Here is a 21184-nt window from a genome sequence, read left to right on the forward strand (position 1 = left end):
CCGGATCTTGTGACCGGTTCCTACCCCCGCGTGCAGCTGCCACCTGGCCGGTAGGAAGTTGGGTGGTAGCTCCTCACACACAAGGAGTTTCGCCCATGAACGGATATATCCCTCTTCAAAGCACCGCCGCAGACAACCCTGTCTTGCTGATCAATCCCCATGCACCGCTGCTGGACCTCCTGGCCTGCGCCGATCAGCGCATCCGCGCCATCCACAAACTGATGAACAGCCTGTCCTGCATGACCGCGCAAACAGCCGACGACAGCGACCTGTTCCAGATCGCCGACATCGCCGCACTGTTGCTCGGTGATGGCGTAGCCCTGCTCGATGTGGCGCAAGGCAGGGCGACGGAGTGGGCTGACAAAGCGTCCTGACCTGCGGACGCAGGCCATGTGTCAGTTCAGCCAGGATCGATTCGATCCTGGCTGCTCAAGGGCGTTCGTCATAGAGCGTGCCGATCTGGCGTTCCAAGGCACGGCTGGACACACCCTGTGTAGCGGCATGCCGGCCCATCTGCCTGCAGGTTTGCACGTGCAATGTGTCGACGGTACGCAATACCTGCTTGCGTGACTGGCGGATCAATTCGCTGAGGCTGTCGATCAGTGGACGCCGAGTCAGGAGCCCCCAAAATGCTCCGCAATCAAACGGTTGTTCTGTGCTCAGCCACACAGATACTGAGAGACAGCAGCAAAGCGATAGTGGCGAACCCGCCGGCTACCCAGAGGTTACCGGTAAGGCCGATCCCATCTAAAACGAGACCACCCGCCCAGGCTCCTAATGCAATTCCGACATTGAAAACGCCTACATACAGCGCCGTAGCAATTTCCACGGCACGCGGCGCGGCTTTCATCATCCACGTCATCAGGCCGACCGACACGCCGCCATAGGCTAACCCCCAAACCAGCAGCACAATGCCGCCAATGTTGGAGTGGCCGATGATCAGGAACAGCACTGGCACCAGTAGCAGGCCCAATGAGATGGCTATCAAGGTTTGCGCTGTGCGCTGCGCTGCGATGATCCCTGCCAGGAAGTTGCCGGCTATGCCCGCTAAGCCATAGGCGAATAACAGTGCGCTCACCCATTGGCTATCGAACCCCGATACCGATATCAGTAACGGACGCACGAAGGTAAAAACCATGAAGTGTCCGGCCACCAGTGCCAGTGTCAGAAGTAGCCCGGCTTGTAGCGTCCGGTTGCCTAGCTGTTCGCCAAACTGGCGCACGGTCACCGAACCAGTAACGGGGAGTTCGGGGATAACAGCAAGATGCAACGCCAACACTAACCCGCTGAATAGCGCCATGCCGCCGAAGGCCCAGCGCCACCCAGCAAAGTCACCGACCAGTGCGCCAAGTGGAACACCCAGCACTGAAGCAGCTGCCACTCCTCCGAAGATGATCGAGGTGGCTAAACCAACAGAGTGACCAGGGACAAGCCGACAAGCTAGCCCACCGGCGATCGCCCATATACCACCCATGCAAAATCCGACTAGAACACGGGCGGCCAGCATCCAGGCCATGCTGGGTGCCAAAGCCGACGCAATGTTGGCAACCACTAACAGCCCTAGTAACCCGCATAGAATTCTGCGCCGGTCCACGCCGCCCGATGCGATCACCGCCAGCGGTGCGAACAACGCCGCCAGCAATGCTGGCAATGAGATCATCAGGCCCGCTGTTCCGGGGGAGGTGTCCAGCGTTTTGGCAATCGGCGTCAGCAGTCCGACCGGGAGCATTTCAGTCGTCACAACGGAAAAGGTGGCAAGCCCTACGGCGGTCACTGCCAGCCATGGGTGTTGAACAGAGGTTCCAACGAGTTTGGCTGAAGACGTGCTCATGATTCAGATCCTTGGAATAGAGAAACACGCAGTACCGTCAGTTAGCGTCACCTCCGGCCGGGGCACTGATGAGAAGTGGTTATTCGGTTTCCTCGGTGCGACGGCTTCCCTTGGTGATAGAGTGTGGGAAGATACATACGCGGCGTATGAATAAGACTGTATATTCATACGGAGAGAATGTAAATAATCATACGGAATGTATGTAAGAGGGGTGGTAATGGTTCGTCGCACGCGTGCTGAGATGGAAGAAACACGAGCCACATTGCTGGTCATTGCCCGGAAGGTCTTTAGCGATCGCGGCTACGCCGATACGTCTATGGACGACCTCACCGCTCAAGCGAACCTGACACGTGGCGCGCTCTATCATCACTTCGGCGACAAGAAAGGGTTGCTGGCAGCGGCGGTGGAGCAAATCGATGCGGAGATGGACGAGCGCCTGCAAGCGATCTCCGACGCTGCCGATGATGAGTGGGACGGTTTCCGTAGCCGCTGTCGGGCCTACCTGGAGATGGCACTTGAGCCTGAAATTCAGCGCATCGTGCTGCGCGATGCCAGGGCTGTGCTAGGAGGGGCGTCGCCTGACTCACAGCGTCATTGTGTTGAATCTATGCGTCGACTGATCGACAGCCTCATGCAGGGCGGTATCGTTGCCCAGGCCGATTCGCAGGCCTTGGCATCGCTGATCTACGGCAGCCTGGCTGAAGCCGCGTTTTGGATCGCCGATGGTGAAGATGGCAGCACTCGGCTTGAGCAGGGCGTCGTTGCCCTGGAGTTGCTTCTGCGTGGGCTGCTAGTTAGGCAGTAATAGCAACGGCTGGGAGGGGCGGCTTGCAGCGAGTCTTTTTTCAAAATCCGCTGGGTTTCCCAGTGAAACCATAGTGGAAACCAGCGGCTGACAATCCACCGCGTTAGATAACGGGGTGGCTCACCTACGTTTGGGTTTGCAAGGGAGCGATTACCAACCGCAGAAAGCAAAAAACCCGCACTAGGCGGGTTTTTTGTGTGCTTTCACGTGATGTAAACACCACCTGAAAGCTGAAGGTGGTGCCCAGAGACGGAATCGAACCGCCGACACGGGGATTTTCAATCCCCTGCTCTACCGACTGAGCTATCTGGGCAACGGGGCGCATTAAACGGGTTTTTCGGAGGGTCGTCAAGCAAGTTTTGAAAAAAATGTTTAATTATTACCGTCGCTTACGTCCGCCCCCCGATTTCACGGGGTTTATTCCGCTGGCGGCACGTAGCCGTCGGCCTTGGCGTATTCCTCGCCAGAGAAAAACTTATCCATCTCGCCCTGCAAATATTTGCGGTCTTCGGCGTTCATCATGTTCAGGCGCTTTTCGTTGATCAGCAGGGTCTGGTGTTTCTGCCAGTCGGCCCAGGCCTTGGCGAGACGTGTTCGAAAATATCCTGGCCTTTGGCACCCGGGTAGGGAGGGCGCTCAAGGGCGGGCAGTTCTTCCTGGTACTTGCGGCACATTACGGTGCGGGTCATGACGACTCTCCTGCATTCAAGACATCGGCCGCGCGTTTAAGCAGTGTTTTCACTGGGGCGGCAAGGCCCAGGCGCGGCGGGGTGGCGAGGTTATACCAGAGCCAATCGGCCTCGGCCACGTGCAGGGCCGAGGCCTCGACCCGTACCAGCCAGGGTTCGATGGCCAGTTGGAAGTGGCTGAAGGTGTGGATCAGGTTGGGCAGGGCCTGTTGCTGGCCCAGCGCCAGGGAGTGCTGCAGTGCCAGGTGTTCGAGGTCACCCAGGTCATCCAGTTCCGGCAGGCTCCACAAGCCGCCCCAGAGGCCGCTGGAGGGCCTTCGGTACAGCAGGATGGCGCCGTCGCGGTTGGCCAGCATCGGCATCAGGGTGCGCTTCTGTGGCACCGCCTTGCGCGGCTTGGGAATTGGGTAGCGCGTCTCCAGGCCGAGCATGTGGGCTTCGCAGCCTCGCTCCAGGGGGCACAGCAGGCAGCTGGGCTTGCTCCGGGTGCAGAGGGTGGCGCCCAGGTCCATCATCGCCTGGGTGTAGTCGTTGACTCGGCTGTGGGGCGTGAAGCGCTCGGCGGCGGCCCAGAGCTGTTTGGCCACCTTGGGTTCGCCCGGGTAGCCCTCCTGGGCAGTAAAGCGCGCCAGCACCCGTTTGACGTTGCCGTCGAGGATCGGCGCACGCAGGCCCATGCTGATGCTGGCGATGGCGCCAGCGGTGGACAGGCCGATGCCCGGCAGGTCGGTGAGTTTTTCCACGTCACGGGGAAACTCGCCGCCGTACTCGGCCACCACGATCTTCGCGGTCTTTTGCAGGTTGCGGGCGCGGGTGTAGTAACCCAGGCCGGTCCACAGGTGCAGCACTTCGTCTTCCGGTGCTTCGGCCAGGGCCTGCACCGTGGGCAGCGAGGCCATGAAGCGGTCGAAGTAGTTGAGCACGGTGCTGACCTGGGTCTGCTGCAACATGATCTCCGAGACCCAGACCCGATATGGGTTGATGTCCTGTTGCCAGGGCAGGTCGTGGCGGCCGTGGCGGTCGAACCAGCCCAGCACCGCCGTTGAAAATTCCTCGGCTCTCATCGCTTGAACAGCCCCTTGAGCGCGTTTTTCAGTTCCGGGCTGACTTTGTCGCCAAGCTTTTCATCGATCTTGTCGCTCAGGCGTTCCCCGGCCAGTTTGGCGGCGACCTGGCCCAGGCCGTCCTTGTCCAGGCGGCAGGCCTTGGCCCCGAGTTCCAGCGGGCCACGGCAGCGCAGCGGCAACTCGATACCGGCAAAGCGTTCGCCGACCTGGCAGGCCGGGTCGGGCATGTCGCTCTTGTCGCCTTCGACGACGATGCCAACGCGGTAGTCCATGCCCAGCACCCGCAGGTCGATGTCGCCATTGCCGCTGACGCTCATGCCGGGGATGCGCACTTTCAGGTCGGGGTTGCTGGCCACGCCGTTATGGAATGTCAGGTTGCCCTTGAGCTCCTGGAAGGGGGTGTCCTTGCCGCGTGGCGTGCCACTCAGGGTTTTGCGGTTGAGGGTGGCGATGCCCTGGCACAGCTGTTGTTCCAGGTTGGCGTTGAGCAGCACGCCGTTATTGATCACGAAGCTGGCGGTGCCGTTGAGGCTGTCGATCAGCGCTTTCTGGCTGTTGCCGCTGCCGCTCAGGTTGCTGTTGAGGGTCACCAGGCCTTTGACTGGCGGGTTCTGGCCCTGGCTTTCGAGGATGCGCTCCACCGGCACCCGGCTGATCTTGGTCTGCAGGTTCAGCAGCGGGGTGGGTTGGCGCACATCGAGGTTGCCATTGGCGTCGAAGCTGCCGTTGTAGAGCTCGCCGCGCAGGCTTTCCAGCTTCAGCAGGCCGCCCTGGCCGGTGGCCTTGAGCGCGGCATTCTGGATCGGCAGCTTGTCCAGGGTCAGTTGGCCAAAGCTCAAGTCGGCGATCACGTCGAGCTTGCTCAGGCGCTCCACGGGCAGCAGGCGCTCGGTGCTCCAGGCGCCCTTGGTCGGGGCGTCAGGCAGCGGCGTGGTGCCGGCGCCGGCCATGGCTTCGCTGCTTTGCACTTCGGCCTTGCGCGCGGCGGAGGCGCTATTGGCTTCGGCGGATTTGGGCGGCAGGTAACGGTCGACATTGAAGGTGTCGGCCTTGAGCTGGGCCCGCAGCGATTGCTTGTCGAAGTCGTCCACGGCCAGGCGCCCGTTGAAGGTGCTGTCGTCGAGCTTCAGGTTCAGGTCTTCCAGGGCCAGGCTGGTGGGCGTGGCCTGGATCCGGCTGACCAGCTCGACCTTGCTCAGGCTGCCTTCGGCCATGGCCGGCAGGGTCTGGCCGAGGCTGTCGACGAATTTCGCCAGGTCGAACTGGGCGATGGACAGGCCGCCGCTGATTTGCGGGGTCTTGTCCAGGTCGTTGACCTTCAGTTCACCCAGGGCGCGCAGTTGGTTGACCGAAACTTTCAGCCCGCTCCACTGCGCCACGTTGGCGGCCTTGTCCAGCAACAGCTGGCCTTGGGCGGCAAAGGTCACGGTCTTGCCTTGCAGCGGGTCGCCGGCCACTTCGCCCGACAGGCGCATGTCTTCGAACTGGTAGCGCTGCAGGGCACGGTCGAAGCGCAGTTCGCCGTTCAGCTCGGTGCGCACCCGCACCGCTGGCTGGTTGCTGCCCAGGAAGGCGGTGAGTTTGACCGGGGTATTGGTGGCTTCGTGGATCGGCCCGGTGCTCAGTTGGATGCTCTCGGCGGTGAATTGCTTGCCGGTCTGCTCATCGTTGTATTCAACCCGGGCGTTGTTCACGGTCAGGCTGTCGATGTCCAGGCGGATCGGCTGGGCCGGTTTTTCCACCGTGGGCGAGGGTTCGCTGCCGGTGCCAGTGCCCGCAGTGGGCGTTGCCGGCGGCTCGGTAGACACGGCCTTGCCGATGTCCTGCCAGTTGCCGTGGCCGTCCTTGTCGCGGTTCAGGCGCAGGTTCAGGCCTTCGACGCGCACATCGCTCATCTGCACTTCACGGCGCAGCAGCGGCAGCACGCGCACCGACAGACCCAGCATCTGCAGGTCGGCAAAGGGTTCTGTGGGTTTGGCCAGGGTGGCGACGCTGGCTTCATGCAGCTCCAGGCCCAGCCAGGGGAACAGGCTCCAGCCGATGTCGCCATTGAGCGTCAGCTCGATGTGGGCCTTGTCGCGGGCAATCTGGCGAATCTCGTCTTTGTAGTCGTTGGGATCAAACAGATGGGTCAAGGCAAAGCCGAGAGCCACGATGATCAGCAACAGCCCGAGAATGACCAGACCCAGGATTTTGCCGAACGCTTTCATGGGCGAGTCCTTGTATGTCGAATTCAAAAAATGAGCGGGGCAGTATAGCGCCCGAAACCTGACGACTGGTCAGCGATCACGCTGGCAGCGTCTCCAGTGGCAGATGCAGTTTGGCAGCCAGGGCCTGGGCGTGGGGGTTCCCGTTGGGCGCCCGCAGATGCAGAGCAGCGCCTTGTTCCCGGGCCATGGCCTGGGCCTGGCGCACCAGCCGTTCGGCCACGCCGCGGCGGCGGGTGATGCTGCGCACGCACAGATGGGACAGGCGCCAGGCCTCAGGGTGCCGTTGCAGGCGCGCCGCGCCGAGCAAGCGGCCGTTGACGCGTCCCACCAGTAGGCTGCCGTCGCCCAGGCTGGTCTCGATCAGCTCGCGGGCATCGTTCAGCGGTGCAAATAGCTCGGGCGGCGCGTCCTGATAAATCTTCAGCAGGTCCTGTTGATCCTGATAGCTGGCTTCGTGCAATGACTCGACAACGATGGTCATGGGATGTCCTGTTGAGGCGGGTGGACCCTTCGCTGGCAAGCCAACGCCTACAGGGTGATGACGGCGCTCGGAGGGCATCGATCATCAGGCTGGCAATGCCGAGCGGCGCAGTGGTTGCAAAAAAGGTGATGTCAGTTTGGTTTTTTAGCGCGTTGCAAATGGTAACCTCTCGCGGTTCGTGCGTCCTTCCGCGACTTAATGTCGCGCCTGCCAAAATGGAGCTTTACTCAATAAAACGACCCCGCCTGCGTGCCAAGGTCGTCGCAGGAGAGTGGTCGACGAATAATTCTAATAAATTGGGGGAAACATCCATGAGCACTAGCACTGCGGCGGGCAATCCTGCCGCTCAGTCAGCGTTCCTGTCCAAAGAACGCATCATCGCCAAGCCCGGTTTCAACCGCTGGCTGGTTCCACCGGCCGCTCTGGCCATCCACCTTTGCATCGGCATGGCCTACGGCTTTTCGGTGTTCTGGTTGCCGTTGTCCAAGGCGCTTGGGGTAACGGCCCCGGTGGCTTGTGCACCGGACATGAGCTTCATCGCACAGATCTTTTCGTCCCAGTGTGACTGGCCGATCTCCATGCTCGGCTGGATCTACACCCTGTTCTTCATCTTCCTGGGCTGCTCGGCAGCGATCTGGGGCGGTTGGCTGGAACACGCCGGCCCGCGTAAAGCCGGCGTGGTATCGGCCTTGTGCTGGTGCGGCGGCCTGCTGATTTCCGCGCTGGGCATCTACACCCATCAAATCTGGCTGATGTGGCTGGGTTCCGGGGTGATTGGCGGTATCGGCCTGGGCCTGGGCTATATCTCGCCGGTCTCGACCCTGATCAAGTGGTTCCCGGACAAGCGCGGCATGGCCACCGGCATGGCGATCATGGGCTTTGGCGGCGGCGCGATGGTTGGCGCTCCCCTGGCCGCGGCCTTGATGGGTCACTTTGCCTCGCCGACCGGCGTTGGCGTGTGGCAGAGCTTCCTGGTGATGGCGGCGATCTACTTCGTGTTCATGATCGGTGGCGCGCTGTCGTACCGGGTGCCGCCAACCGGCTGGAAGCCTGAAGGCTGGACCGCCCCGGCGAAAAAAGCCGCCAACGCAATGATCACCCACCGCCATGTACACGTGAATGTGGCCTGGAAGACGCCGCAATTCCGTCTGGTATGGCTGGTGCTGTGCCTCAACGTTTCGGCGGGCATCGGCATCCTCGGCATGGCCTCGCCACTGTTGCAGGAAGTGTTCGCCGGCAAGCTGCTGGGCAATAACCTGACCTTCAGCCAACTGGACGCCGGGCAACTGGCGCAGATCGCCGCGATTGCTGCCGGGTTTACCGGTTTGCTCAGCCTGTTCAACATCGGCGGGCGCTTCTTCTGGGCGTCGTTCTCCGACTACCTGGGGCGTAAAAATACCTATTTCGTGTTCTTCGCCTTGGGCTTTGCCCTGTATGCGCTGATCCCGAACCTGGGCCACCTGGGCAATATCGCCCTGTTCGTGGCGGCGTTCTGCATCATCCTGTCGATGTACGGCGGTGGTTTTGCCACGGTGCCGGCTTACCTGGCGGACTTGTTCGGCACACAGATGGTCGGTGCCATCCACGGTCGCTTGCTGACTGCCTGGGCGGCGGCGGGTGTGCTCGGTCCTGTGCTGGTCAACTACCTGCGTGAGTATCAGTTGAGCATCGGCGTGGAACGCGCCGCGGCCTACGACATCACCTTGTACATCCTTGCCGGCCTGCTGGTGCTGGGCTTCCTGTGCAACCTGCTGGTGCGCCCGGTGGCCGACAAGTACTTCATGACCGACGAGCAACTGGCGGCCGAACAGGCCCTGGGCCATGACAAGGGCGCCGACACCAGCACCGTGCTGGAGTGGAAAGCCTCGTCGAGCAGCGTGCCGTTGGCGGTTGTCGCCTGGCTGGTGGTGGGTATTCCGTTGGCGTGGGGCGTGTGGGTCACCCTGCAGAAAACCGCGGTGCTGTTCCACTAAATCCGGCCGTTTCCGGCTTGCCGGGCATCGCGCTATCGCTGGCCAGCCAGCTCCTGCAGGATGTGTGATTTTGTAGGAGCCGGCTGGCCGGCGCTGGCGATGTGGCTAATGCCGGCTCTTCTTTGCTTGTCATGACAGGTATAGCCCCAGTGCTATTGGGTTCAGCCCGTCAGGATATTGTCCTGCGTGTTTCTGTTTGGCCGCCGTCGGGCCTATAATGTTCGCCTTTTTCGCCCAATGATTTTGCGGAGCTGGTGATGGCCGAACGTAAGGCATCTGTCGAGCGCGACACTCTGGAAACCCAGATCAAAGCCTCGATCAACCTGGATGGCACCGGAAAGGCCCGATTCGATATCGGCGTGCCCTTCCTTGAGCACATGCTGGACCAGATCGCCCGTCACGGGCTGATCGACTTGGATATCGAAAGCAAGGGCGACCTGCATATCGACGACCACCACACCGTGGAGGACGTGGGTATCACCTTGGGTCAAGCCTTCAGCAAGGCCATCGGTGACAAGAAAGGCATCCGTCGTTACGGCCACGCCTATGTGCCGCTCGATGAAGCCCTGTCCCGCGTCGTGATCGACTTCTCTGGCCGTCCTGGCCTGCAGATGCACGTACCCTTTACCCGCGCCAGTGTCGGCGGCTTCGACGTTGACCTGTTCCAGGAATTCTTCCAGGGCTTCGTCAACCACGCCAACGTCACCCTGCACATCGACACCCTGCGTGGGCACAACACTCACCACCAGATCGAAACCGTGTTCAAGGCTTTCGGCCGCGCTCTGCGCATGGCTGTGGAGCTGGATGAGCGCATGGCCGGGCAAATGCCATCGACCAAGGGCGTCCTGTAATGCAGACGGTCGCCGTTATCGATTACGGCATGGGCAACCTGCACTCGGTGGCCAAGGCCCTCGAGCACGTGGGTGCCGGCAAGGTGATGATCACCAGCGACGCCAACGTGATTCGCGAAGCCGACCGGGTGGTGTTCCCCGGTGTGGGCGCGATTCGCGATTGCATGGCCGAAATTCGTCGCCTGGGCTTCGACAGCCTGGTGCGTGAAGTCAGCCAGGACCGTCCCTTCCTGGGGATCTGCGTGGGCATGCAAGCCTTGCTTGACCACAGTGAAGAGAACGACGGCGTCGATTGCATCGGTCTGTTCCCGGGTCAGGTGAAGTTTTTCGGCAAGGGCCTGCATGAAGACGGCGAGCACTTGAAGGTGCCGCACATGGGCTGGAACGAAGTGCAGCAGGCGGTGAGTCACCCGCTGTGGCACAACATCCCGGACCTGGCGCGCTTCTACTTCGTGCACAGCTACTACATCGCTGCCGGCAACGCGCGGCAGGTGGTGGGCAGCGGTCACTACGGCGTGGACTTCGCCGCTGCGCTGGCCGACGGCTCGCGTTTTGCCGTGCAGTTCCACCCCGAGAAGAGCCACACCCACGGCCTGCAGTTGCTGCAAAACTTCGCCGCCTGGGATGGTCGCTGGTAAATGGCCGCAAAAAAAAACAAGCCGCCGATCCTGACCCTCACTCCCGAGCAGGAGAGCGAGGCCAATCACAAGATCAAGCGGTTCATGGAGGATCGCTTCGAACTGGACCTGGGTTCGTTCGAAGCGGCGGAAATCCTTGAGTTGTTTACCCGCGAAATCGCCCCGCATTACTACAATCGGGCGATTTTCGATGTGCAGGTGCACCTTAAAGAACGGTTCGAAAGCATCGAAAGCGATCTGTGGGCGCTCGAGAAGAATTGAAGTAGCCGCAAGCTTCAGGCGTGAAGCTGCAAGAATTGAAACGCGTGCTTGCTTGCAGCTCATGGCTTGCAGCTTGCAACTCTTTTGACGAAGGAAAAAGCATGCTCATTATTCCCGCTATCGATCTTAAAGACGGTGCCTGTGTACGTCTGCGCCAGGGCCGTATGGAAGATTCCACGGTGTTCTCCGATGACCCGGTGAGCATGGCTGCCAAGTGGGTCGAAGGCGGTTGCCGTCGTCTGCACCTGGTCGACCTGAACGGTGCCTTTGAAGGCCAACCGGTCAACGGCGAAGTGGTCACCGCCATCGCCAAGCGCTACCCGAACCTGCCGATCCAGATCGGTGGCGGCATCCGCTCCCTGGAAACCATCGAGCACTACGTCAAAGCCGGCGTGAGCTACGTGATCATCGGCACCAAAGCCGTGAAAGATCCGGCCTTCGTCGCTGAAGCCTGCCGCGCGTTCCCGGGCAAGGTCATCGTTGGCCTGGATGCCAAAGACGGTTTCGTGGCCACCGATGGCTGGGCCGAGATCAGCACCGTCCAGGTGATCGACCTGGCCAAGCAGTTCGAAGCCGATGGCGTGTCGGCCATCGTTTATACCGACATCGCCAAAGACGGCATGATGCAGGGCTGCAACGTTTCGTACACCGCTGCCCTGGCTGCCGCGACCAAGATCCCAGTGATCGCGTCCGGCGGTATCCACAACCTGGGTGACATCAAGTCGCTGCTGGACGCCAAGGCTCCAGGCATCATCGGCGCCATCACGGGCCGCGCGATTTATGAGGGCACGCTGGATGTGGCCGAGGCTCAAGCCTTTTGTGATGGCTACGCGGCCAGCTCCAAGTCGTAAGCGTCAAGCGGCAAGCCAAGGGTGCGACTGCGGTTCGCTCTTGCTTGCCGCTTGAAGCTTGAAGCTTGCAACTCTTAATCGGAGATTAAGCCCATGGCACTGGCCAAACGCATCATCCCTTGCCTGGACGTCGACAACGGTCGCGTGGTCAAGGGCGTCAAGTTTGAGAACATCCGTGACGCCGGCGACCCGGTGGAAATTGCCCGTCGCTACGACGAGCAGGGTGCCGACGAGATTACCTTTCTCGACATCACCGCCAGCGTCGATGGTCGCGATACCACGCTGCACACCGTCGAGCGCATGGCCAGCCAGGTATTTATCCCGCTGACCGTGGGCGGTGGCGTGCGCACTGTGCAAGACATCCGCAACCTGCTGAATGCCGGCGCGGACAAGGTCTCGATCAACACCGCCGCGGTGTTCAACCCCGAGTTCGTCGGTGAAGCAGCGCAGCATTTCGGCTCGCAGTGCATCGTCGTCGCTATCGATGCCAAGAAGGTTTCCGGCCCGGGCGAAACCCCGCGTTGGGAGATTTTCACCCATGGCGGCCGCAAGCCCACCGGGTTGGATGCGGTGGAGTGGGCGAAGAAAATGGAAGGCCTGGGCGCCGGTGAAATCCTCCTGACCAGCATGGATCAGGACGGCATGAAAAACGGCTTCGACCTGGGTGTGACTCGCGCCATCAGCGACGCGCTGGGCATTCCAGTGATCGCGTCTGGCGGCGTGGGTAACCTTCAGCATTTGGCCGACGGCATCCTCGAAGGCCACGCCAGCGCAGTGCTGGCGGCGAGCATTTTCCACTTCGGCGAGTACACCGTTCCCGAGGCCAAGGCCTACATGGCTCAGCGCGGGATTGTTGTGCGATAGCCACTGGACAGCATGGCGGGCTCACGGCACTCTTGGGCACGCCATGGATTCCGGTAGCCTGTCATGTTCAAACGTCTGCTCCTTGTTCTAGCCAGCGCCTCGGTCCTTCTTGCCGGCGGCGTACGTGCAGCAGAATCGTCCGACCCTTCCCTGGTGTTGCTGACCGAAAACTTTCCCCCCTACAACATGGCCAAGAACGGCAAGAACTTCGCCCAGGGCGAAAATATCAACGGCATTGCCGTGGATATCGTTCGGGAAATGTTCAAGCGCGCCGGCATCAATTACAGCCTGACCCTGCGCTTCCCCTGGGAGCGAATCTACAAGCTGGCCCTTGAGCAGCCTGGGTACGGCGTGTTCGTCATGGCCCGCTTGCCGGACCGGGAAAAGCTCTTCAAATGGGTCGGCCCCATCGGCCCGGATGACTGGATCATGCTGGCCAAGGCCGACAGCAAGATCAGCCTTGAATCCCTGGAACAGGCGCACTCGTACAAGATTGGCGCCTACAAAGGCGATGCGATTGCCGAGACCCTGAGCAAGCAAGGCCTGGTGCCGCTGGTGGTGCTGCGCGATCAAGACAACGCGAAGAAGCTGCTCAGCGGCCAGATCGACCTGTGGGCCACCGGCGACCCGGCCGGGCGCTACCTGGCCAAGCAGGAAGGCATCACCGGCCTCAAGACCGTGCTGCGTTTCAACAGCGCCGAGTTATACCTGGCGCTGAACAAAGACGTCCCGGACGCCACCGTCGCCAAGCTGCAAGCCGCCCTGGATGAGCTGCGCAAGGAAGGCCTCGTGGACGAAATCATGGGGAGGTATTTGTGAGGGGGGGAGCGACAAGTTTTGAGCGGCAAGCGGGCATCGGTGCGCTTGTAGCTTGTAGCTCAAAGCTTGCAGCTGCTCCTCACCTATACCTCCCGTCCTTGCCGTGCGCCGCGGTGGCTTGATTGCTGCGCAGGCCGATCATTGACTTGATATCAATCCATTCCACGCCCTGGGCCTTGAGCTTGGGCAGTTCGCGTTCGAGTACTGCCAGGGTTTGCGGATAGGGGTGCCCGATCATCACCGCTGTGCCTTGTTTGTGGGCCAGTTTAATGGCGGTCTGCAGTTGGTGGCTGATGGCGGCTTCGGTGCGTTCGTCGTCGAGGAATACATCCCGGGAAACGCTGGCCAGGCCGATTTTCTGCGCTTCGGCGGCGGCCACTGTTTGCGCGCTGGTGCGGCTGTCGACGAAGAATTTGTGCCGCCGCTGCAACTCGCCCATCAACCAGGCCATGGCCTGGGGCTGGGCGGTCATGCGGCTGCCCATGTGGTTGTTGATGCCGCTGGTGTAGGGCACGGCATCGAAGGCGGCGTTCAGGCGTTTTTCCAGTTCGGGGATGGGCAGGTCAGGGTGCCAGGCGAACGGCCCGGTGGCGGGGTCCATGGGCATGTGTAGGATGACGATCTTGCCGGCGCGGTGGGCTTCGCGGGCAAACTCGGCAGCGTGGGGCGTATCCGGCATGATCGCTGTGGTTACCGGGCCGGGCAGGGCCAGCACGCGGCGGTCCCGAGGCAGGTTTTGCCCGAGGTCGTCGATGATCAGCGTCAGGTAGGCTTTGGGCGCGGTGGTGCTGGGCTCGGCGGCTTGGAGTGGCGCGACGGCGAGGGTGCACAGGAGCCCCATCACGAGCCTCCACGGGCGGGTGATCTTCGATAGGGGCATGGTGGCGGGGTGGGACCTTGGCGGTGTGGCGATCATGAAAACGCTATCGCGAGCAAGCTCGCTCCTACAGGTTGTTGCCTGTCTGTAGGAGCCGGCTTGCCGGCGATAGGTTCCGTCACTTGCTGCGGGTGATGCTCAGCCCTTTGAGCAGGCTCAGGGCCTGGGCCAACTGGTAGTCATCGTCCTGCGGCATCGGCTTGGCCTTGGTGGACGCAGCGCTTGGCTTGTCGGCACCGCCGTTGCCATTGCCCAGGTGACCCTGCAGGTCGGCTTCTTTGTAGTACTCGCCGTCCTGGGCCTCGCTGGTGATCTTGGCGCGGCGCACCTCGATGTCCGGCACGATGCCCTGGGCCTGGATCGAGCGGCCGTTGGGGGTGAAGTACAGCGCGGTGGTGATTTTCAGCGCACGCTCGTTGTTCAGCGGCAGCACGGTCTGCACCGAGCCCTTGCCGAAGCTGGTGGTGCCCATCAGCACGGCGCGTTTCTGGTCTTGCAGGGCGCCGGCGACGATTTCCGACGCCGAGGCGCTGCCGCCGTTGATCAGCACCACCATCGGCACCGCTTCGCTTTCGTCTTTGCCGGTGGCCGAGAAGCGCAGCTCGGAGTTGGCGATACGGCCCTTGGTGTAGACGATCAGGCCTTTGGTGATGAAGTGGTCGACCACTTCCACCGCCGCCTGCAAGACGCCGCCCGGGTTGTTGCGCAGGTCGAGGATGATGCCGTTGAGCTTTTTGCCGTTGTCCTTGCGCAGCTTGGCCAGGGCCTTGGAGACTTCCTCGCCGGTCTTGACCTGGAACTGGGTGATGCGGATGTAGCCGTAGCCCGACTCCAGCAACTGGCTCTTCACGCTCTTCACCTGGATGGTGGCGCGGGCCAGGGTCACGTCGAATGGCGTGCCGCCGTCGCGAACCAGGGTCAGGGTGATTTTCTGGCCGATCTTGCCGCGCATTTTGTCTACGGCTTCGGTCATGGTCTGGCCACGGGTCGGCTGGCCGTTGATCTTGACGATCAGGTCGCCGGCCTGGATCCCGGCCTTGGACGCTGGGGTGTCATCGATGGGCGAGACCACTTTGATAAAGCCGTCTTCGGCACCGACTTCGATGCCCAGGCCGCCGAATTCGCCGCTGGTGCTTTCCTGCAGCTCGGCAAAGTCTTCCGGGCCCAGGTAGGCCGAGTGCGGGTCAAGGTTGCTGAGCATGCCCTTGATGGCGTTCTCCAGCAGGGTCTTGTCGTCCACGGGTTCGACGTAGGCAGCCTTGATCCGGTCCATGACCTCGGCAAAGGTGCGCAGCTCGTCCAGGGGCAGCGGCGCCTTGGTGGTCGCGGCGCTGGCCGATGGCGCGGGTTCTGCGGCGAACGCCAGCGGCGCACCGATCACCAGGGCGATCGTCAGGGCCAACGAGGTGAGGCGAGACAAATGCAGCATGTCGAACGAACTCCTAAATGGGGTAGCAGCGCTTATCCTTGCGCATGGCACCACTGTGCCGGGTCGCTGGGGCGGCCCTGCTGACGAATAGCGAAGTACAGCGCAGGTGTGTCTTGTCCGCCACTATTACCCACAGTGGAGATGGACTCACCGGCTTTGACGATGTCGCCCGCTTCTTTAAGCAGCGTCTGGTTGTGCCCGTACAGACTCAGATAACCGTTACCGTGGTCGAGGATCACCAGCAAGCCGGCGCCTCGCAGCCAGTCGGCGAAGACCACGCGGCCGCCATGCACGGCGTGCACCTGGCTGCCGGCGGCGGCGCTGATCATCACCCCGTCCCACTTGGTTCGGGCATCGTCGCCACGGGTTTCACCAAAGCGCGCTAGCAATCGACCATCAACTGGCCATGGAAGTTTTCCCCGGGCTGAAGCAAAAGGGCCGCCGTAGGACACGCCACTGCTCGAAACCAGTGGGCCGGGCGCCGGTTTTACGGGCTTGCGCGGCGCATCGCTGGCATCGGCCTGGGCTTCAAGCAAACGCTTTTTTTCGGCTTCCTGCTGGGCGATCAGCGCTTTCTGACGCGCTTCCTCCGCCTCGCGGGCCTGGCGAGCCAGGGTCTCTTCGATGGTTTTCAGGACTTTGGCCAGGTCGGCCTGGTCCTGTTCGCGGGCTTGCAGCTTCTGGTCGCGGGCCTTCACGTCGTCGTTGAGCTTGGCCAGGGCCAGTTGCCGTTCCTTGCGGACTTTGTCGAGTTCTTCGCGCTGGGTGTCGAGGCTGCTTTTCTGCACCAGCAACTGGGCCTGCTGCAGAGAGATGTCCTTTTCCACATTGGCCAGCTGGCGCAGGGTCTCGTTGAAGTTCTTCAACTGCTCCAGGCGGGCCTGGCTCAGGTAGTCGTAATAGGTGAGGGTGCGGGCGAATTTTTCCGGGTTCTGCTGGTTGAGCAGCAGCTTGAGGTACTCCTGACGGCCGTTTTGGTAGGCCGCGCGGGCCTGGATGGCGATCAGTCGTTGCTGTTCAGTGCGCGCGCTCTGGAGTTTTTTTTTCTCCTCATCGAGTCGCTGCAGCTCGGATTCGCTTTTCTTCAGCTCTTTCTGCAGGGCTTCGACCTGCTTCTCCAGCTTGCCCATTTCGGTCTCGGTGCCGCGCAGGTCTTTCTGCACGCCGGACTTTTCCTCTTGCAGCTTGCCGAGGAGCTTCTTCAGTTCGGTAATGTCCTGGCGCGTGGCATCCAACTGTTGTTGGGTTTGCGCGCGCTCATCGGCAAAGGCCGGTTGGAGCAGGCAGGTCAAAGCGAGGGCAATCAGGGCGCGAAGCATAGAGGCGGGTGACACCAGGGAAAGGGACGGCCTAGTATGCCCGCCCATCGCTGCAAAAAAAACGCCTCAAAGCCAACTGCTTTGAGGCGTTCGTCATAAAAAGCTGTTTCCAGCCAATTATTGGGCCATTTGCTATCAGACGAGGATCGAAGTACCGGTCATTTCCGCCGGTTTTTCCAGGTCCAGAAGCTTCAGCAGCGTCGGCGCCACGTCCGCCAGCACGCCGCCTTCACGCACTTTCAGGTCACGCTTGCCAACATAGATGAACGGCACCGGCTCGGTGGTGTGGGCGGTGTGCGCCTGGCCGGTGGATTCGTCGGCCATCTGCTCGACGTTGCCGTGGTCGGCGGTGATCAGGGCTTCGCCGCCGACCTTTTCCAGGGCATCGACAATCCGCCCCACGCACAGGTCCAGGCATTCCACGGCCTTGACTGCGGCATCGAACACGCCGCTGTGGCCGACCATGTCGCCGTTGGCATAGTTGACGATGATCACGTCGTAGCGCTGGTGCTCGATGGCATCGACGATCTTGTCGGTGACTTCCGGCGCGCTCATTTCCGGCTGCAGGTCGTAGGTGGCGACTTTGGGCGACGGCACCAGGATGCGCTCTTCACCCGGGAAGGGCTCTTCGCGACCACCGGAGAAGAAGAAGGTCACGTGGGCGTACTTCTCGGTTTCGGCGATGCGCAGCTGGGTCTTGCCGTTTTTCGCCAGGTAATCGCCGAGGACGTTTTCCAGGCTGCCGGGGGCAAAGGCCGATGGCGCCGGGATGCTGGCCGCGTATTGGGTCAGCATCACGAAACCGGCCAGGGCGGGCTGGCGCGCACGTTCGAAGTCCTTGAAGCCGTCTTCGACGAAGACCCGGGTCAGTTCCCGGGCACGGTCGGCGCGGAAGTTCATGAACACCACGGCGTCGCCGTCTTCTACCCGGACCTTGTCGCCGATGCTGGTGGCCTTGACGAATTCGTCGCTCTCGCCACGCTCGTAGGCGGCTTGCAGGCCTTGCTGGGCCGTGGCCGCCTGGAACTCGCTGTTGCCATCGACGATCAGGTTGTAGGCCTGGGCCACACGGTCCCAGCGGTTGTCACGGTCCATGGCGAAGTAACGGCCGATCAGGCTGGCGATGCGGCCCTTGCCCAGGGTCTTGAAGGCTTCGTCCAGCAGTTCAATGGACGACTGGGCGCTTTTCGGCGGGGTGTCGCGGCCATCGAGGAAGGCGTGCAGGTAGATCTTCTCGGCACCGCGCTTGAACGCCAGTTCGGCCATGGCCACCAAGTGGTCCTGGTGACTGTGTACGCCGCCGTCCGAGAGCAGGCCGAGGATGTGCACGGCCTTGCCGGCGCTTACGGCTTTATCCACGGCAGCGCCGATGGTTGGGTTGTCGAAGAACTCGCCATCGCGGATGGCCTTGGTCACCCGGGTGAAGTCTTGATACACCACGCGGCCGGCGCCGAGGTTCATGTGGCCGACTTCGGAGTTGCCCATTTGCCCGTCGGGCAGGCCGACGTCCATGCCCGAGCCCGAGATCAGGCCGTTCGGCATGCTGGCGCACAAGCGGTCCAGGACGGGCTTGTTGGCCGCATAAACGGCGTTGGATTCGTGGCTATCGCTGTGACCGAAGCCATCCAGAATCATCAGGACCAAAGGTTTAGGCGTGGTAGTCATGGCGTCCACTCGTGGCTGGATAGGGAGGTGTTGAAAAAGGGAGTGGCAGTTTAAAGCGAAGTTCCGGTGGCGTCACCGCCGGGCGGGGTTTGGCCGACCCAGAGGGCTGTGTATACTGGCCGACATTTTAACGCCCTGGAACCTCCTTAGATGGTTGCTCACCTGATTCAATTCGCCACTGAACACTACTTGCTCGTCGGCGCCTTCGCCATCCTGCTGGCTCTGTTGATCGCTCACGAGTTGAGCCGCGGCGGCCGCAGCCTCAGCACCCGTGAACTGACTGCACTGGTCAACAGCGAACAGGGCGTTGTGATCGACCTGCGTCCATCCAAGGATTTCGCCAGCGGCCACATCGTCGGCGCCCTGAACATTCCCCAGGACAAACTCATCGCCCGCGTTGGCGAGCTGGAGAAGCACAAGGCCAAGACCATCATTCTGGTGGACGCCCAGGGCCAGCACGCAGGCGGCCATGCCCGCGAACTGATGAAGTCCGGCTTCACCGCCGCCAAGCTGTCCGGCGGCATCTCCAGCTGGAAAGCAGACAATCTGCCCCTGGTGAAGTGACATGACCCGGGTTGTCGTCTACTCCAGCGATTACTGCCCTTACTGCTCGCGGGCCAAGCACCTGCTCGGCAATAAAGGCGTGGCCTTCGAAGAGATCAAGGTCGATGGCAAGCCCCAGGTGCGGGCTGAAATGGCGCAAAAGGCCGGGCGTACGTCGGTGCCGCAGATCTGGATTGGCAGCACCCACGTGGGCGGTTGTGATGATTTGTTTGCCCTGGAACGCGCCGGCAAGCTCGATGCGCTGCTCCAGGCCTGAAATTCAAACCCTATAGACCAAGATCAAGAAGGATCTCAGAGATGACCGACCAGCAGAACACTGCCGCTACCGAAGAAGAAAACGCGCCGCAATTCTCCCTGCAACGCATTTATGTGCGTGACCTGTCCTTCGAAGCGCCAAAAAGCCCGGCGATCTTCCGTCAGCAGTGGGAGCCGAGCGTTGCCCTGGACCTGAACACTCGCCAGAAAGCCCTGGAAACCGACTTCCACGAAGTGGTGCTGACCCTGTCGGTCACCGTGAAGAACGGTGAAGAAGTGGCGTTCATCGCTGAAGTTCAGCAGGCCGGTATCTTCCTGATCAAGAACCTCGACGAAGGCTCCATGAGCCACACCCTGGGTGCGTTCTGCCCGAACATCCTGTTCCCTTACGCTCGCGAAGCGCTGGACAGCCTGGTGACCCGTGGTTCGTTCCCGGCCCTGATGCTGGCGCCGGTGAACTTCGATGCGCTGTACGCTCAAGAGCTGCAACGTATTCAGCAAGAAGGCGCACCGACGGTTCAGTAAATCGTCGACGCACAAAAAAGCGCCATCACTGGCGCTTTTTTTATGCCTCGTCCCTCGTGTGGGAGCCGGCTTGCCGGCGATAGCGTCGTCGAAATCGCCCCAGGCCTTATCGCCGCACGGGCTTACTTGAACCCAAGCTGTCGCCAGCCCTCGTAGACGGCCACGGCCACGGTGTTGGACAGGTTCAGGCTGCGGCAGCCTTCGCGCATCGGCAGGCGCAGGCGCTGTTCGCCGGGCAGGGCGTCCAGCACGTCGGCGGGCAAGCCGCGGCTTTCGGGGCCGAAGAGAAAGGCATCACCCTCGGCGAAGCTGGCGTCGTGGAAAGGGCGCGAGCCCTTGGTGGTGAAGGCGAACAAGCGCGGCTGACCTAGACTTTCCAGGCAACTGGCAAGGTCGGGGTGGCGTTGCAGGGTGGCGTACTCGTGATAGTCGAGGCCGGCCCGGCGCAGGCGCTTGTCGTCCATTTCGAAACCCAGTGGCTCGATCAAATGCAGGTGGCAGCCGCTATTGGCGCACAGCCTGATAACGTTGCCGGTATTCGGCGGAATTTCTGGTTGAAAAAGGATGACGTGAAACATGCACGGCTCCGAAGAAAAAGACAGGCTGCATTCTACGCCCGAAGAGGACCCGCGACCGAAGCTAATGCTGCGGGTTTTCGGTTCGCTGGCGATTGTCGGGGTCATGGTGGGGCTGATGATCGGTCGCTTGACCGCGCCCGACCCTGTGCTCCTGGAACGTGTGGAGGTGGCGCCGGATGGCCTGGTGGTGTGGTTCAACCAGGAACCCAAGGTGCATGGCGAGCATATCGACGGCGCTGTGGCCCTGTTGTTCGATGCCGAGGGACGGGCGCAGAAGGGCCAGTTGAAGGTCAATGGCAAGGACGTGAACTGGCGCGTGAGAAAAGCCGATGCCGGCTTGTTGCTGAACCTGGTGGCAGCACGGCCGTTGCGTGGGGAGTGGTCGGGAAGCGAGGTGGACGAAGGTTGGCGGTTGCAGATCCATCTGCGCGAGGAATAAAAGAGGGAAACCTCGGCCTGCCTGTACCAAGGCCCCCAAAGACGGGGTGGGTTCATCGCGCTGAGGGCGATGAGCCCGGTGTAAAGAGGGAATCCCCGGCCTGCCTGTACCAAGGTTCCCGAAAGCGTCTTGGGTTCGTCGCTGAGAGCGTGATGAACCCGGTGTTAAAGAGGGAATCCCCGGCCTGCCTGTA

Annotated in this window: 22 protein-coding genes, 1 tRNA gene and 1 pseudogene; 13 read left to right on the forward strand and 11 right to left on the reverse strand. The window is 61.7% G+C overall.

Features of this window, described 5'->3' with window-relative positions; translation table 11 throughout:
• Positions 1-95: 95 nt before the first annotated feature.
• On the forward strand, positions 96-374 hold the full coding sequence (locus M1B34_RS12385; RefSeq protein WP_268265293.1) for a hypothetical protein: 279 nt from the start codon (positions 96-98) through the stop codon (positions 372-374).
• 266 nt (positions 375-640) lie between these two features.
• Here M1B34_RS12385 and M1B34_RS12395 read toward each other — a convergent pair whose 3' ends face one another.
• Positions 641-1831 carry an MFS transporter gene (locus tag M1B34_RS12395; protein WP_268265294.1) on the reverse strand — a complete coding sequence of 397 codons (1191 nt, stop codon included), beginning with the start codon at positions 1829-1831 and terminating at the stop codon, positions 641-643.
• A gap of 217 nt (positions 1832-2048) precedes the next feature.
• On the opposite strand from M1B34_RS12395, the gene M1B34_RS12400 reads away from it, so the two are divergent.
• Positions 2049-2636, forward strand: a complete 588-nt coding sequence (locus M1B34_RS12400) for a TetR/AcrR family transcriptional regulator (protein WP_268265295.1) — start codon at positions 2049-2051, stop codon at positions 2634-2636.
• Between the two features lie 237 nt (positions 2637-2873).
• Here the strand turns inward: M1B34_RS12400 and M1B34_RS12405 are convergent.
• The 5 genes and pseudogenes from M1B34_RS12405 to M1B34_RS12425 form a co-directional block, all read right to left on the reverse strand.
• Positions 2874-2949, reverse strand: a tRNA-Phe gene (locus tag M1B34_RS12405).
• 104 nt (positions 2950-3053) lie between these two features.
• Positions 3054-3325 (reverse strand): annotated as a pseudogene (locus M1B34_RS12410) (oxidative damage protection protein).
• Entirely contained in the window at positions 3322-4389 is a 1068-nt protein-coding gene (gene mutY / locus M1B34_RS12415; RefSeq protein ID WP_268265296.1) for an A/G-specific adenine glycosylase, read from the reverse strand. The pseudogene M1B34_RS12410 and the gene mutY overlap by 4 nt, the downstream one beginning before the upstream one ends.
• Positions 4386-6602 carry an AsmA family protein gene (locus M1B34_RS12420; protein WP_268265297.1) on the reverse strand — a complete coding sequence of 739 codons (2217 nt, stop codon included), beginning with the start codon at positions 6600-6602 and terminating at the stop codon, positions 4386-4388. The genes mutY and M1B34_RS12420 overlap by 4 nt, the downstream gene beginning before the upstream one ends.
• A gap of 76 nt (positions 6603-6678) precedes the next feature.
• The gene (locus M1B34_RS12425; protein ID WP_268265298.1) at positions 6679-7083 is read right to left on the reverse strand and encodes an acetyl-CoA sensor PanZ family protein; all 405 of its coding nucleotides are present in this window, start codon (positions 7081-7083) and stop codon (positions 6679-6681) included.
• 311 nt (positions 7084-7394) lie between these two features.
• On the opposite strand from M1B34_RS12425, the gene M1B34_RS12430 reads away from it, so the two are divergent.
• The 7 genes from M1B34_RS12430 (at position 7395) to M1B34_RS12460 (ending at position 13340) form a co-directional block, all read left to right on the forward strand.
• Positions 7395-9056, forward strand: coding sequence for an OFA family MFS transporter (locus tag M1B34_RS12430; RefSeq protein ID WP_268265299.1), 1662 nt, complete (start codon positions 7395-7397; stop codon positions 9054-9056).
• Between the two features lie 257 nt (positions 9057-9313).
• A complete protein-coding gene (gene hisB, locus M1B34_RS12435) occupies positions 9314-9907 on the forward strand; it encodes an imidazoleglycerol-phosphate dehydratase HisB (RefSeq protein ID WP_123329204.1) in 594 nt (197 codons plus the stop codon).
• On the forward strand, positions 9907-10545 hold the full coding sequence (hisH, locus tag M1B34_RS12440) for an imidazole glycerol phosphate synthase subunit HisH (protein WP_268265300.1): 639 nt from the start codon (positions 9907-9909) through the stop codon (positions 10543-10545). Before hisB ends, hisH begins: the two co-directional genes overlap by 1 nt.
• Positions 10546-10806: a DUF2164 domain-containing protein gene (locus M1B34_RS12445; protein ID WP_268265301.1), complete on the forward strand. Its 261-nt coding sequence runs from the start codon at positions 10546-10548 to the stop codon at positions 10804-10806. It begins immediately after the preceding gene.
• Between the two features lie 101 nt (positions 10807-10907).
• Positions 10908-11657, forward strand: coding sequence for a 1-(5-phosphoribosyl)-5-[(5-phosphoribosylamino)methylideneamino]imidazole-4-carboxamide isomerase (hisA, locus tag M1B34_RS12450; RefSeq protein WP_268265302.1), 750 nt, complete (start codon positions 10908-10910; stop codon positions 11655-11657).
• 93 nt (positions 11658-11750) lie between these two features.
• Positions 11751-12521 carry an imidazole glycerol phosphate synthase subunit HisF gene (gene hisF / locus M1B34_RS12455; protein ID WP_020299543.1) on the forward strand — a complete coding sequence of 257 codons (771 nt, stop codon included), beginning with the start codon at positions 11751-11753 and terminating at the stop codon, positions 12519-12521.
• Positions 12522-12584: 63 nt separating this feature from the next.
• Positions 12585-13340 (forward strand): substrate-binding periplasmic protein, encoded by a 756-nt coding sequence (locus M1B34_RS12460; protein WP_268265303.1) that lies wholly within the window; start codon positions 12585-12587, stop codon positions 13338-13340.
• Between the two features lie 79 nt (positions 13341-13419).
• Here the strand turns inward: M1B34_RS12460 and M1B34_RS12465 are convergent, their stop codons facing one another.
• From M1B34_RS12465 to gpmI, 4 genes are all read right to left on the reverse strand, one after another.
• Positions 13420-14181 carry a divergent polysaccharide deacetylase family protein gene (locus M1B34_RS12465; protein ID WP_425273455.1) on the reverse strand — a complete coding sequence of 254 codons (762 nt, stop codon included), beginning with the start codon at positions 14179-14181 and terminating at the stop codon, positions 13420-13422.
• A 154-nt stretch (positions 14182-14335) separates the two neighbouring features.
• Positions 14336-15646 (reverse strand): S41 family peptidase, encoded by a 1311-nt coding sequence (locus M1B34_RS12470; protein ID WP_123329216.1) that lies wholly within the window; start codon positions 15644-15646, stop codon positions 14336-14338.
• 32 nt (positions 15647-15678) lie between these two features.
• Positions 15679-16965 carry a murein hydrolase activator EnvC family protein gene (locus tag M1B34_RS12475; protein ID WP_123329218.1) on the reverse strand — a complete coding sequence of 429 codons (1287 nt, stop codon included), beginning with the start codon at positions 16963-16965 and terminating at the stop codon, positions 15679-15681.
• Positions 16966-17100: 135 nt separating this feature from the next.
• Complete coding sequence (gpmI, locus tag M1B34_RS12480) at positions 17101-18630, reverse strand: 2,3-bisphosphoglycerate-independent phosphoglycerate mutase (protein ID WP_123329220.1); 1530 nt, start codon at positions 18628-18630, stop codon at positions 17101-17103.
• Positions 18631-18780: 150 nt separating this feature from the next.
• Here gpmI and M1B34_RS12485 point away from each other — a divergent pair, with 150 nt between their 5' ends.
• From M1B34_RS12485 to secB, 3 genes are read left to right on the forward strand one after another with little or no spacing between them, the layout of a single operon-like run.
• Positions 18781-19194: a rhodanese-like domain-containing protein gene (locus tag M1B34_RS12485; protein WP_123329222.1), complete on the forward strand. Its 414-nt coding sequence runs from the start codon at positions 18781-18783 to the stop codon at positions 19192-19194.
• Position 19195: 1 nt separating this feature from the next.
• Positions 19196-19450, forward strand: coding sequence for a glutaredoxin 3 (gene grxC / locus M1B34_RS12490; protein ID WP_123329224.1), 255 nt, complete (start codon positions 19196-19198; stop codon positions 19448-19450).
• A 41-nt stretch (positions 19451-19491) separates the two neighbouring features.
• A complete protein-coding gene (gene secB / locus M1B34_RS12495) occupies positions 19492-19974 on the forward strand; it encodes a protein-export chaperone SecB (RefSeq protein WP_123329226.1) in 483 nt (160 codons plus the stop codon).
• A 122-nt stretch (positions 19975-20096) separates the two neighbouring features.
• Here secB and M1B34_RS12500 read toward each other — a convergent pair whose 3' ends face one another.
• A complete protein-coding gene (locus M1B34_RS12500) occupies positions 20097-20552 on the reverse strand; it encodes a tRNA (cytidine(34)-2'-O)-methyltransferase (RefSeq protein WP_123329228.1) in 456 nt (151 codons plus the stop codon).
• On the opposite strand from M1B34_RS12500, the gene M1B34_RS12505 reads away from it, so the two are divergent.
• A complete protein-coding gene (locus M1B34_RS12505) occupies positions 20551-20991 on the forward strand; it encodes a hypothetical protein (protein ID WP_268265304.1) in 441 nt (146 codons plus the stop codon). The two genes, M1B34_RS12500 and M1B34_RS12505, sit on opposite strands and share 2 nt — an antisense overlap.
• Positions 20992-21184 lie beyond the last annotated feature (193 nt).

It is taken from the genome of Pseudomonas morbosilactucae, assembly GCF_023241715.1.
GTDB classification, from domain to species: domain Bacteria; phylum Pseudomonadota; class Gammaproteobacteria; order Pseudomonadales; family Pseudomonadaceae; genus Aquipseudomonas; species Aquipseudomonas morbosilactucae.

Excerpts from the sequence above, each read along its gene's own strand:
- M1B34_RS12385 (WP_268265293.1), top strand. The coding sequence starts at position 96 with ATGAACGGATATATCCCTCTTCAAAGCACCGCCGCAGACAACCCTGTC.
- M1B34_RS12395 (WP_268265294.1), bottom strand. The coding sequence starts at position 1,831 with ATGAGCACGTCTTCAGCCAAACTCGTTGGAACCTCTGTTCAACACCCA.
- M1B34_RS12400 (WP_268265295.1), top strand. The coding sequence starts at position 2,049 with ATGGTTCGTCGCACGCGTGCTGAGATGGAAGAAACACGAGCCACATTG.
- mutY (WP_268265296.1), bottom strand. The coding sequence starts at position 4,389 with ATGAGAGCCGAGGAATTTTCAACGGCGGTGCTGGGCTGGTTCGACCGC.
- M1B34_RS12420 (WP_268265297.1), bottom strand. The coding sequence starts at position 6,602 with ATGAAAGCGTTCGGCAAAATCCTGGGTCTGGTCATTCTCGGGCTGTTG.
- M1B34_RS12425 (WP_268265298.1), bottom strand. The coding sequence starts at position 7,083 with ATGACCATCGTTGTCGAGTCATTGCACGAAGCCAGCTATCAGGATCAA.
- M1B34_RS12430 (WP_268265299.1), top strand. The coding sequence starts at position 7,395 with ATGAGCACTAGCACTGCGGCGGGCAATCCTGCCGCTCAGTCAGCGTTC.
- hisB (WP_123329204.1), top strand. The coding sequence starts at position 9,314 with ATGGCCGAACGTAAGGCATCTGTCGAGCGCGACACTCTGGAAACCCAG.
- hisH (WP_268265300.1), top strand. The coding sequence starts at position 9,907 with ATGCAGACGGTCGCCGTTATCGATTACGGCATGGGCAACCTGCACTCG.
- M1B34_RS12445 (WP_268265301.1), top strand. The coding sequence starts at position 10,546 with ATGGCCGCAAAAAAAAACAAGCCGCCGATCCTGACCCTCACTCCCGAG.
- hisA (WP_268265302.1), top strand. The coding sequence starts at position 10,908 with ATGCTCATTATTCCCGCTATCGATCTTAAAGACGGTGCCTGTGTACGT.
- hisF (WP_020299543.1), top strand. The coding sequence starts at position 11,751 with ATGGCACTGGCCAAACGCATCATCCCTTGCCTGGACGTCGACAACGGT.
- M1B34_RS12460 (WP_268265303.1), top strand. The coding sequence starts at position 12,585 with ATGTTCAAACGTCTGCTCCTTGTTCTAGCCAGCGCCTCGGTCCTTCTT.
- M1B34_RS12465 (WP_425273455.1), bottom strand. The coding sequence starts at position 14,181 with ATGGGGCTCCTGTGCACCCTCGCCGTCGCGCCACTCCAAGCCGCCGAG.
- M1B34_RS12470 (WP_123329216.1), bottom strand. The coding sequence starts at position 15,646 with ATGCTGCATTTGTCTCGCCTCACCTCGTTGGCCCTGACGATCGCCCTG.
- M1B34_RS12475 (WP_123329218.1), bottom strand. The coding sequence starts at position 16,965 with ATGCTTCGCGCCCTGATTGCCCTCGCTTTGACCTGCCTGCTCCAACCG.
- gpmI (WP_123329220.1), bottom strand. The coding sequence starts at position 18,630 with ATGACTACCACGCCTAAACCTTTGGTCCTGATGATTCTGGATGGCTTC.
- M1B34_RS12485 (WP_123329222.1), top strand. The coding sequence starts at position 18,781 with ATGGTTGCTCACCTGATTCAATTCGCCACTGAACACTACTTGCTCGTC.
- grxC (WP_123329224.1), top strand. The coding sequence starts at position 19,196 with ATGACCCGGGTTGTCGTCTACTCCAGCGATTACTGCCCTTACTGCTCG.
- secB (WP_123329226.1), top strand. The coding sequence starts at position 19,492 with ATGACCGACCAGCAGAACACTGCCGCTACCGAAGAAGAAAACGCGCCG.
- M1B34_RS12505 (WP_268265304.1), top strand. The coding sequence starts at position 20,551 with ATGCACGGCTCCGAAGAAAAAGACAGGCTGCATTCTACGCCCGAAGAG.
- M1B34_RS12500 (WP_123329228.1), bottom strand. The coding sequence starts at position 20,552 with ATGTTTCACGTCATCCTTTTTCAACCAGAAATTCCGCCGAATACCGGC.